The following is a 16,071-nucleotide window of genomic DNA, read 5'->3' as shown; positions in this document are numbered from 1 at the left end:
ATTAGTATTACTGATAATGAATATCATTCTCATAACCAAGGGCCCGGTGTGTTGATGATACTCCATCATAATGAACAAGATTCTAGGAGGAACTTTCGCATGAAACGGTCAATGTCAAAACTCAATATTGCCATTCTATCCCTTGCACTCATAGTCGCAACCCCACTCGCTGCTGGCTCTACCACCTACGCTGCACCAACGAAATCAGCACCGACTGCGAAGGCAGCGGTGACTAAAGCTTTTACCGTGAAAGACTTTGCGAATCGAGAAATCAAATTCACAAAACCCGTCAGCCGCGTCGTCGTTCTGAGTTCCGGAGATGCTCGAATCATGTCTGATTTGGGTGCTACCGTTGTTGGTAGACCAGCGATCCAAGACCCATCCTTCCCACAAGCCGTGATGAAAGCGATTGAAGTAGGCTCGACGCATAAAGTTGATTATGAAAAAGTTACAGCCTTGAAGCCTGATCTCATCATTGCGAATGTCGCAAATCTCAAAGATGTCAAATCGCTAGAAGCTACGGGTGCCAAAGTGTTCTTAGGCAACGCGAGTTCGATCAGCGACATTCAAAAAAGTATTACGTTATATGGTCTAATGACCGGCAAAGACAAACGCGCTGCAGAAATCAATACAACCATGAACAAACTTCTCAAAGGCGTTAAAGTCGACAAAGAAAACCCTAAAAAAGTATTACTCGTCTACGGTGCTCCTGGTGCTCTGCTCGCTGCGCTTCCCACTTCTCTATCGGGTGATCTACTCGCAAAAGCTGGCGGTAAGAACGTAGCCGAAGATTACCCGTCCATGAAAGAATACAGCGGTTATGCCCAATTAAGCACGGAGCGCATTATTACATCTGATCCTGATTATGTGATGCTCATAACACATGGCGATCCTGCTGAGGTTGAGAAAACCTTTATGGCTGAAATCCAGAAAAATGCCGCATGGAAGAACTTAAAAGCTGTGAAGAACAAAAAAGTGATTGTCCTGCCTTCCAACCTCTTCGGTGTTAATCCAGGTTCAAAAGTAACGGATTCTTTGCAATATTTAACGAAAAAGCTTCAGGATGAGGATAAATAATGAGCTTGGCTCGCCCATCCCAGTCTTCATTGGCGAAATCGGCGATCATAAAGCCAGAAGTTCCTGTTGATCGGCGATTGATGACCAGGCAAATTGCCCTTGTCGTATCCTTGTTTATTTTGATCGCCTCGATGCTATACGGTCTAATCGTCGGATCCGTTCATGTCCCTCTACAGACAATATGGAACGTCCTCGTACATCATGAACCTTCCACAGAAGAGCAAATCATCTGGAATTTCCGGCTTCCACGTGTTCTCATTGGGGCATGTGTTGGCATGGTACTAGCAATGTCCGGAGCATTCATGCAAGGTGTGATGCACAATCCGCTAGCAGATCCTGGCATCATCGGCGTTTCCGCAGGTGCTGGGTTGATGGCTGTACTCATCATGATCATTTTCCCAGAGTACTATTATCTTATTCCTGTCGCGGCTTTTGTCGGGGCATGGATTGCTGTGATGATCACTTACGCGCTTTCTTGGAAGCAAGGGGCTGTGCCTGTACGGATAATTCTTGCGGGTGTGGCTGTCAATTCACTTGTCGGTGCGATTACTTCGGGGATCATGCAGCTCTATAGTGATCGGGTGCAAGCGGTTCTCCCTTGGCTGGCCGGAGGATTATCGGGTGTAAGCTGGTATCATCTCGATGTGATTTTACCTTATGTAGCCGTCGCACTCATACTCTCGATCTTCGCGATCCGACATGCGAACATTCTGTTACTTGGGGATGAAGCTGCCAAATTATTAGGTCATCCGACAGAGAAAAGTCGCTTCTTCCTCATCATCGTAAGCACACTGCTCGCGGGTATTGCAGTCAGTGTATCCGGTTTAATCGGCTTTGTCGGACTCGTCGTTCCGCATATTGTAAGAATGTTCGTGGGTAGCGATTATAAATTTTTGCTGCCGATGTCAGCCATCTGCGGTGCTGCACTGGTTGTATTCGCAGATACGGCAGCGCGCTGCTGGTTCGATCCGATCGAGTTACCTGTCGGGATATTGTTAGCTGCACTTGGCGGGCCGTTCTTCCTGTATTTATTAAGACGTGGAGGTGGTCGTATTGGCAATTCTTAATGCGGAGCGAATATCCTATGCTCCTACCCCACGATTCTCCATCCATGATGTGAATATTTCTGCAGATCAAGGCGAACGGATTGCAATCATTGGTCCTAATGGATCGGGCAAGTCGACCATGCTGCGCCTAATCACAAGATTGCTGCAACCGAATACAGGTACCGTTGTTCTCGACGGACATGATATTCGAGCGATGAAAGGCAACGAGATTGCCAAAATCTTAGCGATGCTGCCACAAATGCAAACGGTTCAACATGATCTAACGGTTAGAGATCTAGTTCGCTATGGACGACATCCATATCAGCATTGGTTCTCGGGTATGAGCAAGGAAGATCGCGAAATCGTGGAGTGGGCGATTCATGCGACACGAATGGATCACCTCGCGGACCAACAGCTTCAGTCCTTATCTGGCGGCGAGCGTCAGCGTGCATGGATCGCCATGTCACTGGCTCAACTGCCGAAGGTTCTCCTATTAGATGAGCCAACTACTTTTCTAGATATCTCACATCAGTTCGAAATTCTTGAGCTCATCTCGCAATTAAACAAAGAAATGAATATGACGATCGTATCCGTCCTCCATGATATTAATCAAGCCGCCCAATACAGTGACCGGTTAATCGTCATGAAAGAAGGTCGCATGGTCGCGCAAGGCACGCCTTCTGAAGTGCTTACGCACGAAATGTTCGAGCAAGTCTTTGAGATTACCGTTCGTATTCACTATGATGACCCTTATCCTTATGTGAGATTAATGCAATGCTTGCGATGCGATAAGCCATCTTGTCTATGATCGACCCGTTTTTCTAGTGAAAGAAGGCGTTGTCCATGGAACAAAAATTAGATCCACAATCTATTCCCTCTGCCCTACCGAGCGAGCTCGTTCGGCAATTTGTAGCAAGTGCGCATCATGATCTCGATACGGTTCAATCGATGCTCGATGTAGAGCCAGGTTTGCTCCATGCAGCTATGAACTGGGGCGGCGGCGATTGGGAGACAGCCTTAGGTGCAGCCGCACATGTGGGCAGACAAGACATCGCGCGCTATCTGCTCGAGCAGGGAGCACATCTTGATCTATTCGCTGCAGCCATGCTCGGATATGTGGATGTCGTGAAGAGTATCGTACAGGTCAACCCTCAAGCGAAACATGCCAAAGGTCCACATGGCATTCCACTCCTGCGGCACGCCTATATGGGCGGGGAAGCAGCGCGAGATGTGGTTGCTTTTCTGGAACAAGAATAAAAGAGAATATAAAGGAGCAATCATCCATGATCGTCGTTACGAATACGATTCGAATTAGAAAAGGCCATGGCGAATCCATCGCGGAGCGTTTTCAGAACCCGAAAGGTGTTCATCACATGCCAGGATTCATCTCCATGGAGCTGTGGCTCACACAAAACTTAGAAGAATGTGATGAGATCAAAGTAAACACCACGTGGGAAAATCGCGAAGCTTTTGATGGCTGGGTGAAAAGTGATTCCTTCAAGCAATCCCATGGTGAACGGAAGAAAGCGCAAGCGGAGCGGAGCGAAAATACGGCGGATGGATCCGAAGAGGGGCCCATCATTCTAGGCAATAAAATCTCGATACATACGGTTCTGTTCACGGTCGATGCTGAACCCGTTAATACCTAATTAGTCATAAAAAACCCCTATACCACAGCTGTTCTCAAGAACGGGACTGACCCCATAGCGTGAGACAAATCAAAACACCTTCAAGTGAAATCTACTATGTCGTAAGATATAGGGACAATCTTGGGGGTGTTTTTGTAGTGGCAACAAGAGTGAGTTATCCAAAAGAGATAAAGCTGAAAGCAATTGAGATGAGATTGGCTGGTGTTCCAGTGAAAGAGGTTATGGAGCAGCTTAATATACGAAATAAGACGCAATTAAAAACTTGGATGAGATGGTATCGTAATGGTGAACTGCATAGACTGGGGCAGCCTGTTGGCAAACAATATAGCTACGGTAAAAGTGCTGAAATTACGTCGGAATTAGAGAAGCTGAAACTAGAAAACCGTTATCTTAAGCAGCAGTTGAACGTGCTAAAAAAGTACAAGGAGTTGGAAAGGAGGTGGAAGCAGAACTCGTAGTAGCCTGTATAGAGTCCTTTCGAGGTGAATTGAGCATTACACAGGCTTGTGTATGGCTAGGAGTCCCACGTTCGACATACTACCGCTGGAAAGCTAGAAACAAGGACATGAATGAATCTAACATCGTGGAGAGAATACGTGAGCTATGCAATCAACATAAATTTAGGTATGGATATCGAAAAATTACAGCACTGCTCCGCTTAGAGCATCAAATTAATCACAAACGGGTTCAGCGAATTATGCAACAAGAGCAATTGCAATGCCGAGTAAAAGTAAAGAAACGTAAACCAACGGGTCAACCTGCACAGGTCGCGAAACATCTGCTCAAGCGTCAATTTCAAGCAACAGGACCCATGCAAAAGCTAGTGACGGATATTACGTATTTGCCATTTGGTAATAAAATGTTGTACTTATCGAGCATTTTAGATTTGTACAACGGAGAAATTGTCGCGTACAATATTGCAGATACACAGGATACATCCTTTGTTTTAGATACGCTAAATCAACTTCCAGATCAGCAAGGTATGATGTTACACAGTGATCAGGGCAGCGTGTATACGTCTCAAGCTTATCAAGAGGCAGCAAAAGGAAAAGGCATTACCATGAGCATGTCCCGCAAGGGAACGCCCGCTGATAATGCCCCTATCGAATCGTTCCATTCCACACTAAAGTCTGAAACGTTCTATCTCGAAGGGTTAACCTGCACAACGACGGCAATCGTTGAACAGACCGTTCGAGATTACATTAGCTATTATAACTTAATTCGCATTCAAACGAAATTAAATAACCAGTCGCCGATACAATATCGACAACTGGCTGCTTGAACTTGCAAGGTGTTTTGATCCCTGTCTCACTATCGGGGGTCAGTCCCAACACTGACGTGCAGGGGTTTTCAAATCGTTCTAAACGTTACGTTTAATAGAAATAAATCGATTTTAAGTGGTATTTATTGCTCTTGCTGTCAACGACGAACGTAAATGTCGCGGAGATAAGTTTGGAATAATCATCTGCTTTGACAACATATTCGAGATACATTCTACCATTGGTTTGCGAGTGCTGCGAGTACTTGTACCAACGATCATTATTCAACTGATCCATAATGCCAGTATATAGCCCATCAATGACCTCTTGATCGCTAAGACGAATTCCGTCAACGTTCTTTCCCGCCTTCTTCACATCATTCGCTGCTTCGTTCTCATATCCATCGACCGATAGATCGCTCTTCTCAATAAACGCATTCATCTTGGTTTTATCGCCAGACTTGATCGCATCCATATAGAGCTTGAGCGCGTCTTTGGCCGTTGGCTTGAAGCTCTCGAACAGATCCGCGGATTTCGTTGTCGATGGGTATGTATTCGTCGCTCCTTTGACTGTCGTTGCTGTGTTATCCTTATTCGGATTCGCGCCTGTATCTGTTCCATTCGCACCCGTTAAGACATCTATTGTTGATGTGGATCCGTTCCATTTGATCTTCGCGCCTAGCGCTTCTGCTACTGGCTTTGCAGGTACATAGGTATGCCCATCATATACAATTGGGATCAGTCTGTCGCCGCCATCAACAAGGTTCACGCTACTCCCGTCTACTTTAATTTTGATGTTGCCATTCTGATAAGCGGAGATTTTCTTCACGAGTCCATCGGCATAAGCGCCCAGTGAAAATCCCGTTACCAGTGTCAATGTAAGTCCTGCGGTTAGCATCCATTTTTTGTTCATTTCTGTCTTACCTCCTGTAGTTACAACTGCTGGAAAACATAACTAAGTCTAGTAGACAGGTCGGTGACGGTCAATCATTTCGACAAATTTGAATAATTTGTCATAGGGATACTTTCACAGATTGGAAATTGCATGTAAGTTAATATGGGCACACAGCCCTATAGCTATCCGAATAGCTACATTATTGCTTTGTACGTTGTACCTTCGATCTCATATGCTTCGAGATGCTGAATCATCTCGGATACGTTTTTAACGATAAATCTCTTATGTATGAATTGATTCGTCACCGTTAGAACCTCGTCCATATCATATCCGTGATTCCATTTCGTGATCATCTTCCACAGGTTGCTGACTGATTGCTCGTAATTCCATGGCTCGATGCCGCTTCGGGAGCGAATGAATCGCTTTACGATACGGTAGTCTCTCACGAACACATGCGGATTAAGAATAAAGATAACGTCTGCTCGCTCGAAACTCTCTCCCGTCCAATGGTGCTGTACGCCTTCAAGCACCCAGTCCTCTCTGGCTAGTATCTCGCGAAATGTCCGGTCTCGTACCTCCACCGGGAATCTTAAGCTCTCTTCACTTCGATCCCAGACGATGTTATCAATTTCGAAATAAGGAATGGTGAAATGCTTCGTTAGCATTCTTGCAGCTGTCGATTTCCCGCTTCCACAGGCACCTATAATTCTAATTTTCACAAGTTGTCGCTCCTTGACTCAGGCAATTCTCCTGCTCTCTTACGACAAATATAAAGTCCATGCGTACTTATCCCAAGGATACTTGGCTCCCGACAGGTTTCTAGGTGATATTTCATATATGTCTGAAACTGGTCATCTGACAGTTCATCCACTTCATCACTAATAGTATGGCTTAATCCATCTGTCCCTAAATGATCTACGGTATTGATCTGGAATTGACACATATAAGCTTCAAGCTCATCCGGCGTTGTATAATAAGAATCCGTCCAGAAGGCTTCCGGATCACCGCCATGAATACAGCCATCCTGCATCACTTTGCGAATCGTTCCATCTTGTATGAATCCTGGGAGCTTCTTGACGAGCATCGGGACGACGGAAAATTTGTTAATGTAGGCAATGGCAAGGATACCGCCGGGACGCGGAACGCGCAGCGACTCTTGAATTAGAGAATTCCGAGCGCTTACATCCACGATATGATAGTATGGGCCGAGGCAGAGTATAGCATCGAATGATTCCGAGGTGTAAGCACTCAAATCCGTAGCATCACCAAGAACCGCGTCCAGTTGAATGTGGGGAAAGTCTGCTTTCTTCGCATTGATCTTCTCAATATTACCTGGTGTAACATCGATCGCCGTAACCTCCAGCCCTTTCTCGGCATAATGAAAGGAATAACTTCCCGTGCCTGCTCCAAGCTCCAGTAGTTTAGACGACTTGTGAATGAGAGGCTCTAACGTATGAATACTTGTAATAAATTCAACACGTCTCGAATTTCGCTTAAACCGCTGTTCTTCATCAACCGTTTCATAAAATCGGATAACATTCTCCATTGCTGTTCCTCCTGCCCGTCTATGGTTTGACCCCTTCAAATGCATAAAATGCTAAAGATTTATCGTGATCAGAGTTCAATCGAAGCATTTCGGTCAATGATGGCATAAGTTCCATGGCTGTATCCATATCGATCCAACGCACGTCTACAATATCGTTATCCGGGTCCTGTACTTGGATCGATCCACCTATAATTTTCGCGGTAAATGTGATGATTAGCGCATGAGACTCCCGCTCCGTAAAGTACATCTCCCGCAGCGAACTCAGCCCCGTAATGGCAATATCGTATCCCGTTTCTTCTTTTGCCTCGCGGATGGCACCTTGTTCCAACGTCTCTCCCTGTTCCACGGCTCCTCCAGGCAGACCCCAATAGGCAGAGGGACCGCCATTCTTCACGACTAAAATACGTCCTTGCTCATCGTAGATTAACACGGATGCGACATCAACTCGTTTCATACGTATAGCCTCATTTCTGTGATCAAAGTTGTTATTACTTTCGTTTATTTGTAGTGCTGAAAGACCCTGCAACTGCAGGGTCTTAGTCTATTCATTATTTCACTTAAAATGTATATTTCGCAACGACTTCACCATTAGACCAAGGCATGATGCCTAATTCGGTAAAACCTGCTTTGACATAGAGTCTTCTCGCCTGCTCGTTCGTAGGCGCATAGCTAATCATAAGAACTTCGGTCCGATCCTCTAGCTCTCTGATATGATCGATGATCGACTGAAATGCTGTCGTTCCATATCCACGCCCTTGGAATCGTTCATCGATCATAAGACGGTAGATCCAATAGTTGCCGTCATCTGAATCTAGACCAAATAATGTGAATCCGATCATTTGCTGCTCATCATATATGGCCTTCGCCTCGAAGCGCTCTAGAAATTGAACCTGCGCAATAGAATACAAATTCGATGCAATAAATTGCTCTTGTTCTTTCTTTAGCTTGAGATTAATGCATTCTTGCCAATTCGTCTTATCAATGGCTTGAAATGTGATCATTCCGAACTCCTCCTAAAATGTTGTAGAGAAATCCGAATTCAAAGGAGTTCTCTACGTTGATAAATACCTACTTTGTTCGATAACATGATGACAATTCATATTGTTCATACCACATCACTCCTCTCAAATAATGAAAATCTAATAATAATGATCGTATATCTACTCGTAAAGTTTCTTCCGAATGCTTTTCACGATAGCATGTTTTTCGTTATTCGGAACACATTCCACAAGTCTTGCTGCTGCAATAGGCAAGAACCAATCATCAATTGCTTTGACGGTTACTGATGAGTTCGTAAGGTAATGCCTTAGATATACCTGAAGCATAAACTCTCTGATCCGTGAAAATAAGTAAGAAATCCATGTAGGCGTACCAAATGGCATCGTACCAAACTTTAGGAGCAATACGGTTCGGGCTACATCAGCTGCTGGATTACCTTTCGTACCTGTCATCCAATCTATTACCCATTCACGGTCTGTCAGGATGATATTATCTGGATGTAAATCCCCGTGACATAATTTAGTGTCCCTATCCAACATAGACAAGTGTCGAAGAATGTGTTCCTTTTCATCGATAGTAAGAAGCGGAGCCTGAACAATCTTTTCATATAAAACATCATACTGAGATGGCAGTTCTAGGACGCTAATTTTATGAATCTCTGAGTGAAGTTTAGCCAGTCTTTTAGATTCATTGATCATCGACCAAGGTCTCTTCCTGATCCGCTCTAACAAGGTATCACCAGATATACGCTGATATACAATTCCTTTGCGTTCCTGAATTTCTATCATCTTGATCGGCCTCGGAATAGATACACCTGCATTATACACATATTGACTGATAACAAATTCAGTATCAACGATGTCGTCAGGTATCCCCGATCTGAATAACTTTAAAACATGCTCTTCTCCATAAGTGAATATTTCAGCCGTTCGTCCAAATGCTATGGCTTCATGCAAATCTATCATCCGCTATATCTCCGATTTTTAATAAAAACTCACCTTGTTATAAACTTAACACATACCGAAAATTATGCAGTGAAGTTTCTCCGATATGTTGAGGCACTCGCTTTAGATGATTGTAATAGCTGAACGTAAACTTAAACACATGACCAAAATCCCAATCCGATCCATGATGATCATATAACCAGAATGCCTTCTCGAGCGGCAAATGTACCACCGGTTGCTTCTTCTCTAACGGCAGTCGATCAACGGGAGAATACAATGGGATATCGGATTCTGGTTGCAGATCATGACTCAATCGAAGTACTTTGACCATTTTGAGTAGAGGTCGCAGTCCTCTGTGGAACAACGATTCATGTCCTAAATCATACAAAATATTCAGTGCATGTGAAAAGGTAAGCAAATGACCGATCAAATCGTGATGTGCTTCGGCCCTATAGATTGCATTGAACGCAGATAACTCTGATAAGATTAGCACTGACAAGTCACTCGGGTGTTGAATTCGTAGTAATGGATCGTCTGCCGGGATTGCTAGACGTTTCACTTCTGGCGTAGATAAGCCCAGCCAAGATCGACCAGGAATCGTCTTCTCAAAGGAACGAATCAATTGTACAATGCCATCTATGTGTTTCTCCGTCCCCCAAGAGCCTAGTTCTTTTATAGCCAAAAGAGACAAAGCAGAGTAGATCACATGATGCCCCACCCAGTGCAGCTCATCGATCGTCCCTTCCAATGCATCTAATATTCTCTCTTCTGCGCATGGATAGGCTGCACTCCGAGATTCACTTTCCTCCTTTTCCCCTAAGGTACGCGTGTTCAGCATCGTTGTGGTTTGATTCAGTATCGTACTGCGAATGTCGCCAGGCAGCAGATTGTCTTGGAGAAAGAAATAACTCGCAATGGCCGCAACACCGTAATGTGCATGCCATAGATCACCGGTCGTTCCCTTACACGTCGCTACGATCTCTAATCCTTCTACTAATAGCTGCTCTTCTTGCAACGATGCTCCCCCCTTAGCTGTAGTACCCAACTATTCAAGGTCATTGTTCATCACATGTATAATGCCGTCCGTCTGCGCCATTTCACGGATCAGGGTTACTAACGCTTTGGGATAGATATTCACATGATCTAATTCATCGATATTTACCCATGGGTAACGGATTCCCAATTCTTCTTTACCGGTAAATGCATCATCTTGAACAATAACACCTGGAGCTTCAACGGCATAATACATCCCATGTTCATGCAATTCCGACACACCATAAGCGTTAAAATTCTCAATAATCCATAATAATCGATCAACTTTCACCGTATTTCCGAGTTCTTCCTCAAATTCTCTAATGATGGTATCCGTTGTTAGTTCGTTCACTTCGGCTTTACCACCAGGCAATACCCAGCCTCTCCCATTCTTCGTCATATGTAATAGGACCTTCCGCTCCTTGATGAGTACGCCGGCAACTCGGAATAAGAAATGATCTATCGCGATGGACATGATGCGTCCCTTTCTTTTCTATTTTATAATTCCTTTGTAAGCTTTAATTCGAAATCCGGCTTCGTCACATACGCCATATAGTTCACTTTTCCATCGAAATCCAGATAAGCCTGGTAACGCGTACGAATCGCAGGAGCCGTAATCAGGTCCAGAACTTCGCTCTTCCTTACCCACTTGCTCTCAGACGTTTCTTCTGAAGTAGTCAACTCTCCGCCGACTGGAGTGCAGTAAAAATCTAACATAACTTTCGTTGGAACATCAGTTATCCCATCATGCCACTTATACGTGCTAGTATTCGAATACACGCCGATCATATGTGATATGGCAATGTCGATGCCGCTCTCTTCTTTGACCTCTCGAGTCAGACCGTCCATGAGATTTTCGCCAGCTTCTACTTGGCCCCCAGGAAATACCCAGCCTCCATCTCGCGTCTTCACAAGAAGAATCTCGCCTTGTTCACTCTCTACAATACCACCGACAGCTACAATATGGGTTGGCATCATCATGGTATTCACCTCTGTCGCTCTGATACTCTCCACTCTGTTGTTCGACACTAAGAAAGCTCCTTCATGAAGTAATAATGGCTATGACCTGTTGGTGCATTCTCGATTGTTGCCATGACCTGGAACCCATATTTCGGGTAAAAATCAGGTGCTTGGAAACTAAATGTGTGTAATTTTATAAATGTACATTGTTGATCTCTAGCAATACGCTCGGCTTCCTCTAACAATCTTCTTCCATGCCCTTTTCCGCGGTAATCATGATGAACCCATAAAATATCGATCTCCATCCAGTTCCATTTTATTGCACTATTAAGACCAGCTATGATTTCTCCCTGATCATTTTTAACGCATAAATTCACTACTTCATATCGCCCATTCGGTACGTGGGATGAATTAAATTCTATCAGTTTATTGCGAACATCATTCGATTCTTCGCTCGTACTTGTGATGATTCTATCGTTATTCATTTGTTCCTCCCAATAATCGACTCGTACTTAGACGCTCTGTCTCTTACGAATCATTCTGATCTGGCCTCGATGGTTGATCTCATCTTCAAAGACGTGAAACCACATAAAGTAATAATTCGCCTGCTTGTTATACCAGAACGACTCTTCGGTATTCAACCAGTCATCATCTACCGTTCCGAATAATTCCAATGTTCTCATTCTGACTTGATTCATGCGTTCTATGTAGAAGCTCAACTCTTGCCCCTTAATTGCTTGACGGCCTTCTTCACCTAATCGTAATGCTGGCCCCCATTCAATCCATTCTTCTTCCGATAATTCTCTGCCCTCGAATGTCTGAACTTGATAGGCATACTCCACCGCTGCAAAATGCAATAATAATGCCCCAATTGAATTGCTCTCTGAATCTAGTAGAAAATCCAATTGTTCGATCGATAAGCCTTTGGTCGCTTCTAACGTTGTATATCTTGCATAATTCATCATTGAGATCAAACGGCTAATTTGTGGTGTAAACCCCGGTATGTCGGTAATCAGATAAATATTATCTAAATTGTTCATTGGATACTTCTCCTGTTTGAGTTATTTTTATTTAGAGGTTCGAATACAGTCCATCCCACCTGGGGATAGTCGCCCCATAGTTCAATCATATTCTGGTCAGGATCATAGAATTTAAAAGATAGACCCTCATAGTCCGTTATGGCTGTCACTTGAATCCCTGCGTCCTTTAATTCTTGATAGACTTCATGGATATTCATAACAACGAACCCATAGACGGCCTGTGTACCTGTAGAATAATGCATGTGCGAATTAATACCCTCTTCGTAAGGGATGAGCATGATTCTTACACCCGACTCTGAACGAAGTTCGATGAACAGTGCGTCTTCTTTATAGACTCTAAAGCCAAAATGCTTCGTATACCACGCTGCAGCATTATTCAAATGGCTGACCGGTATATACAAATAACTGCCAGCTAATTGCATCTTATCTCCTCCATTGTTCGATTTATTAAATTCTATTGCGCAACACAACTGATGTCTCAATCTGTCTTTCCGGAACATTCCAATACTTCTTAAGAAGCACTTCCTTCTCACAGGGAGATACAAGATCGAACCCGTTCTTCTCATAAAAGCTTATCGCCCATGTGGCTGAATCCCACGTTCCTATTAATATGGGTTTATTTGTTAATGATATCAGATGAGCCAGAAGCTTCGTACCAATACCACCTTTTCGCTGATTGGTTCGTACATAAGCATGCCGAATTAAAGAAACATCACCTTTATCTTGGATGCCCATAACACCTATTAATTGATTTTCCTCTTCATACCCCCAGAATACGACCCCATCAGATATTTCATTGTTCAACTCTTCATACGCCATATAAGGCTCATGATATCGATCATTAGGAATCACACCTTTGTAGGCCAATGCTGCATCATTGATAATTTGAAACATCGCATCGATATCGATATTCGACATCGTCTAATCATTTTGAACCTCCGCGGTAAAGATTTATAGATCCTTTAATTCGAGTTATAATCCAATAAAAGATGGGACCCTCTCAAAATCCAGATTTCATGCCTAATCTCCTCATCTCGGGCGAATCAGTCCATATGATATTGCGTAATCATTAACATATTTCCCTCACTATCCTTAACCCGAAAACTTCGATGATCCCCATAGGTTTCTATAGGATATATCTCTGTTTTTTTGTCCACCAAGGATTGATACGCTTCTTCAATCCGATCTGTTTGGAATGAGAATACCGCTCGTGATACTGGAATATGATCTTGATCTTTGAATAGATGCATAACATATTGTCCGTCAATCGTTAGTTCTACAAAATCATCAAAATCAAAATCTGCTAGTTGAAACCCTAGGTTGTCGCAATACCATTCACTTGCTCTTCTCAAATCTTTAGCATACAGCATCACTCCGATTAATTTGGCCCCAATGAATGGTTTCATATGATCCCTCTCTTTACTTTTATAGGAACAACAGAGATAACGTTTTTCCTTTCCTGTATCTAAGAAGTTCATTTTTTTTATGAAGCTTAACTTTTAGTTCTCATATGCCAAAATATTTACCATAAACCCCTCCTATTTTAGCTTATTCTATAGAAGATCCTGTATTCAATAACCATACCACTGCTTCTAAGAGATCCTTCGCTATATAGTCTGGTTCGGTTTCTTTCCATTTGTCTCGAAATGGACCTAGAGATCCTTCGCCCCAGCCTGTTCTCACCAGGATCTTCATCGCACCAACTTGATGAGCAGCCAGCATATCCGTATCGCCTACATCACCAATAACCACGCATCGAGATAAATTCAATTGATGATCCTGAGCAGCTTGAATTAACATACCCGCTTGGGGTTTTCGACAATTACAATGATCACTCACCCCGTGCGGACAAACATAAGAATCGTCAAATCCATATGCTTTAAATTGCGCTTTAAATTCTTCTAATGTTGCCTCTCCGCGTGAAATCCGATGTTGATTCGTAAAGGAGAATACTTTGATGTGATTCAACTTCAACATATCAATGGCCAGTTGTGCATAAGGGAACAACTCAAAATAATTCGGATGAATGAAATGACCGTTCCCACCAATCGTGCCGTCTCGATCGATAAATACAGCTTCAATATTTCGTTTCACGTGGATTCCACCATCCTTGAAAGTATCTACACTCTTCCTTCATTAAAATATGTGACTTCAACATCTTTACGAACAATCTCGCAAAGCCCTTCTAGGTAGTAAGGCATCAATTGATCAGCTTGTTCTACAGCAATCCATTGAATATCATTAATCTCGTCGGGTCTTACAATTTCTTGTTTTCCTCCAATAATTTCAGCTCTAAAAGTAATAAATACAGCATGTTCTCCCTGTTTCTCGAGGATTGCTTCATTGACGGCAACGATTCCAAAGACTTTAATGTCCAATCCTGTTTCTTCTTTCGCTTCTCGAATTGCAGCTGCTTCAAGATACTCTTCCTCTTCTACCTGTCCACCTGGAAGCGTCCAGCTCCCATTATCGCCATTCTTAACCATAAGTATTTTGGATTTTGACGGATCCGTAATTAGTGAGTATACAATATTAATCCTTCTCATCGTAGCTGTCTCCTCGTATATGGTTATAGCTCTGCTAAGTATTCTTTCGTCTCGATCTTAAACTGCTTATATTGAATCCATTGCATCGCTTCGATCACTAATGGTGAAGAATTATGTTCATTCAAATCATTGATAGAGACCCAGGCTGCTCCTAATGAATCACCTATGTTAGGAGACTCTTCAATGCTCCCACTCATTCTCGTCACTTCATAAAATACAGCGATATGATGACAATGCGTATGATCGAAATTGCTTCTTCTCCAAGGTACAATAAAATCTTTCGTTCCAATATTAATTAATACACGTATTGATATACCCGTTTCTTCTAAAAATTCTCGAACAATGGTCTTAAGTATCGATTCATTCGGTTCAATACTCCCGCCTGGCAAATCAAATCTTCCAGTATAAGGTCCACCATTCTTGTGGATGACTAGCAATTTTTCATGCTCAATACAAATACCGTAGATGCCAAGATGACGATGCCATATCATTTCCATCGTTTCCTAACGCCCTCTCAATATCTATATTTTACCTTTCTATCACAATGCGCACAAGTGTTCTCGTTAATAATTTCCTTATGTTTCATTCTTGAAAAAATCCTTTAATATGTTGATCCCTTCAATGACGCTTTTCATATTCTCCTCATCATTCAGGTTATTCCGTGCGTGCAACAATACAGGCCGTAGAGATTCAACAGATTTTCCGAACTGGCTCATCCACTCATACCTAGGGACCATCCATAAATGAAAATGATGTGTTGTATCCTCATTATAAAAATAATAAACTTTCTCGATCCCCAACTTCGTTCGTTGTGCACTTCGAATCCGATAAATTAATGATATGTACTCAACTTGCTCCTCATCTGATAGTTCATCCATGCCATAAAAATGTCTCTTCGATGCTAATATCACTAATCCTCTTATTGGATAAGCAACATCTTGGTGGATATGAAAACGGCTTGATTCGTATATAACTCCACCTGTTGGTTGTATGAGACCACTTGTCAAAGCGCAGCTAAGACAATCGACTTCGATTGATCTCCCATCTGCTAAAGTAATGATTCTCGACATTATTCACCT

The 16,071-nt window shown here is 43.0% G+C and carries 24 protein-coding genes; 6 read left to right on the top strand and 18 right to left on the bottom strand.

The window, feature by feature from the left end:
* The first annotated feature begins 99 nt into the window (after window positions 1-99).
* The 6 genes from AC3WU2_RS19660 to AC3WU2_RS19635 all read left to right on the top strand — a co-directional run bounded on the left by AC3WU2_RS19660 (window position 100) and on the right by AC3WU2_RS19635 (window position 5,054).
* Window positions 100-1,077: an ABC transporter substrate-binding protein gene (locus AC3WU2_RS19660; RefSeq protein ID WP_492456760.1), complete on the top strand. Its 978-nt coding sequence runs from the start codon at window positions 100-102 to the stop codon at window positions 1,075-1,077.
* A gap of 80 nt (window positions 1,078-1,157) precedes the next feature.
* Window positions 1,158-2,144, top strand: a complete 987-nt coding sequence (locus AC3WU2_RS19655; protein ID WP_492456783.1) for a FecCD family ABC transporter permease — start codon at window positions 1,158-1,160, stop codon at window positions 2,142-2,144.
* On the top strand, window positions 2,131-2,931 hold the full coding sequence (locus tag AC3WU2_RS19650; RefSeq protein WP_492456759.1) for an ABC transporter ATP-binding protein: 801 nt from the start codon (window positions 2,131-2,133) through the stop codon (window positions 2,929-2,931). Before AC3WU2_RS19655 ends, AC3WU2_RS19650 begins: the two co-directional genes overlap by 14 nt.
* Before the next feature lie 35 nt (window positions 2,932-2,966).
* Complete coding sequence (locus AC3WU2_RS19645) at window positions 2,967-3,380, top strand: ankyrin repeat domain-containing protein (protein WP_379347492.1); 414 nt, start codon at window positions 2,967-2,969, stop codon at window positions 3,378-3,380.
* A 26-nt stretch (window positions 3,381-3,406) separates the two neighbouring features.
* Window positions 3,407-3,772: an antibiotic biosynthesis monooxygenase gene (locus AC3WU2_RS19640; protein ID WP_492456758.1), complete on the top strand. Its 366-nt coding sequence runs from the start codon at window positions 3,407-3,409 to the stop codon at window positions 3,770-3,772.
* Window positions 3,773-3,909: 137 nt separating this feature from the next.
* Window positions 3,910-5,054, top strand: a protein-coding gene (locus AC3WU2_RS19635) for an IS3 family transposase (RefSeq protein ID WP_492456757.1) whose coding sequence is annotated in 2 segments (ribosomal slippage) — window positions 3,910-4,174 and window positions 4,174-5,054 — 1,146 coding nt in all. Because the reading frame shifts where the segments join, the coding sequence is not laid out codon by codon here.
* A gap of 91 nt (window positions 5,055-5,145) precedes the next feature.
* On the opposite strand, the gene AC3WU2_RS19630 is transcribed toward AC3WU2_RS19635, so the two are convergent.
* From AC3WU2_RS19630 to AC3WU2_RS19545, 18 genes are all read right to left on the bottom strand, one after another.
* Window positions 5,146-5,943 (bottom strand): stalk domain-containing protein, encoded by a 798-nt coding sequence (locus AC3WU2_RS19630; protein ID WP_492456756.1) that lies wholly within the window; start codon window positions 5,941-5,943, stop codon window positions 5,146-5,148.
* A 176-nt stretch (window positions 5,944-6,119) separates the two neighbouring features.
* Window positions 6,120-6,644, bottom strand: coding sequence for a P-loop NTPase family protein (locus tag AC3WU2_RS19625; protein ID WP_492456755.1), 525 nt, complete (start codon window positions 6,642-6,644; stop codon window positions 6,120-6,122).
* Window positions 6,641-7,471, bottom strand: a complete 831-nt coding sequence (locus AC3WU2_RS19620) for a class I SAM-dependent methyltransferase (RefSeq protein ID WP_492456754.1) — start codon at window positions 7,469-7,471, stop codon at window positions 6,641-6,643. The genes AC3WU2_RS19625 and AC3WU2_RS19620 overlap by 4 nt, the downstream gene beginning before the upstream one ends.
* A 19-nt stretch (window positions 7,472-7,490) precedes the next feature.
* Window positions 7,491-7,925: an NUDIX hydrolase gene (locus AC3WU2_RS19615; protein WP_492456753.1), complete on the bottom strand. Its 435-nt coding sequence runs from the start codon at window positions 7,923-7,925 to the stop codon at window positions 7,491-7,493.
* Between the two features lie 103 nt (window positions 7,926-8,028).
* Window positions 8,029-8,472 (bottom strand): GNAT family N-acetyltransferase, encoded by a 444-nt coding sequence (locus AC3WU2_RS19610; protein WP_492456752.1) that lies wholly within the window; start codon window positions 8,470-8,472, stop codon window positions 8,029-8,031.
* A gap of 159 nt (window positions 8,473-8,631) precedes the next feature.
* Complete coding sequence (locus AC3WU2_RS19605) at window positions 8,632-9,435, bottom strand: phosphotransferase family protein (RefSeq protein WP_492456751.1); 804 nt, start codon at window positions 9,433-9,435, stop codon at window positions 8,632-8,634.
* A gap of 37 nt (window positions 9,436-9,472) precedes the next feature.
* Complete coding sequence (locus AC3WU2_RS19600; protein WP_492456750.1) at window positions 9,473-10,429, bottom strand: hypothetical protein; 957 nt, start codon at window positions 10,427-10,429, stop codon at window positions 9,473-9,475.
* Between the two features lie 30 nt (window positions 10,430-10,459).
* The gene (locus AC3WU2_RS19595; RefSeq protein WP_492456749.1) at window positions 10,460-10,921 is read right to left on the bottom strand and encodes an NUDIX hydrolase; all 462 of its coding nucleotides are present in this window, start codon (window positions 10,919-10,921) and stop codon (window positions 10,460-10,462) included.
* A gap of 23 nt (window positions 10,922-10,944) precedes the next feature.
* On the bottom strand, window positions 10,945-11,427 hold the full coding sequence (locus AC3WU2_RS19590; protein ID WP_492456782.1) for an NUDIX hydrolase: 483 nt from the start codon (window positions 11,425-11,427) through the stop codon (window positions 10,945-10,947).
* 47 nt (window positions 11,428-11,474) lie between these two features.
* Window positions 11,475-11,891 carry a GNAT family N-acetyltransferase gene (locus AC3WU2_RS19585; RefSeq protein ID WP_492456748.1) on the bottom strand — a complete coding sequence of 139 codons (417 nt, stop codon included), beginning with the start codon at window positions 11,889-11,891 and terminating at the stop codon, window positions 11,475-11,477.
* Window positions 11,892-11,918: 27 nt separating this feature from the next.
* Entirely contained in the window at window positions 11,919-12,446 is a 528-nt protein-coding gene (locus AC3WU2_RS19580; RefSeq protein WP_492456747.1) for a DinB family protein, read from the bottom strand.
* On the bottom strand, window positions 12,443-12,868 hold the full coding sequence (locus AC3WU2_RS19575; protein ID WP_492456746.1) for a VOC family protein: 426 nt from the start codon (window positions 12,866-12,868) through the stop codon (window positions 12,443-12,445). The genes AC3WU2_RS19580 and AC3WU2_RS19575 overlap by 4 nt, the downstream gene beginning before the upstream one ends.
* Before the next feature lie 25 nt (window positions 12,869-12,893).
* Entirely contained in the window at window positions 12,894-13,364 is a 471-nt protein-coding gene (locus AC3WU2_RS19570; protein ID WP_492456745.1) for a GNAT family N-acetyltransferase, read from the bottom strand.
* Window positions 13,365-13,489: 125 nt separating this feature from the next.
* Window positions 13,490-13,852, bottom strand: a complete 363-nt coding sequence (locus tag AC3WU2_RS19565) for a VOC family protein (protein ID WP_492456744.1) — start codon at window positions 13,850-13,852, stop codon at window positions 13,490-13,492.
* Window positions 13,853-13,994: 142 nt separating this feature from the next.
* Window positions 13,995-14,540, bottom strand: a complete 546-nt coding sequence (locus AC3WU2_RS19560) for an HAD-IIIA family hydrolase (protein ID WP_492456743.1) — start codon at window positions 14,538-14,540, stop codon at window positions 13,995-13,997.
* Window positions 14,541-14,566: 26 nt separating this feature from the next.
* Entirely contained in the window at window positions 14,567-14,992 is a 426-nt protein-coding gene (locus tag AC3WU2_RS19555) for an NUDIX hydrolase (protein ID WP_492456742.1), read from the bottom strand.
* 23 nt (window positions 14,993-15,015) lie between these two features.
* Complete coding sequence (locus AC3WU2_RS19550) at window positions 15,016-15,489, bottom strand: NUDIX hydrolase (protein ID WP_492456741.1); 474 nt, start codon at window positions 15,487-15,489, stop codon at window positions 15,016-15,018.
* A 78-nt stretch (window positions 15,490-15,567) separates the two neighbouring features.
* Complete coding sequence (locus tag AC3WU2_RS19545) at window positions 15,568-16,062, bottom strand: HIT family protein (RefSeq protein WP_492456740.1); 495 nt, start codon at window positions 16,060-16,062, stop codon at window positions 15,568-15,570.
* Window positions 16,063-16,071: the final 9 nt, after the last annotated feature.

This window comes from Paenibacillus sp. EB106-05-06-XG162, assembly GCF_058791655.1.
This window is presented reverse-complemented; position numbering and strand designations above follow the sequence as displayed.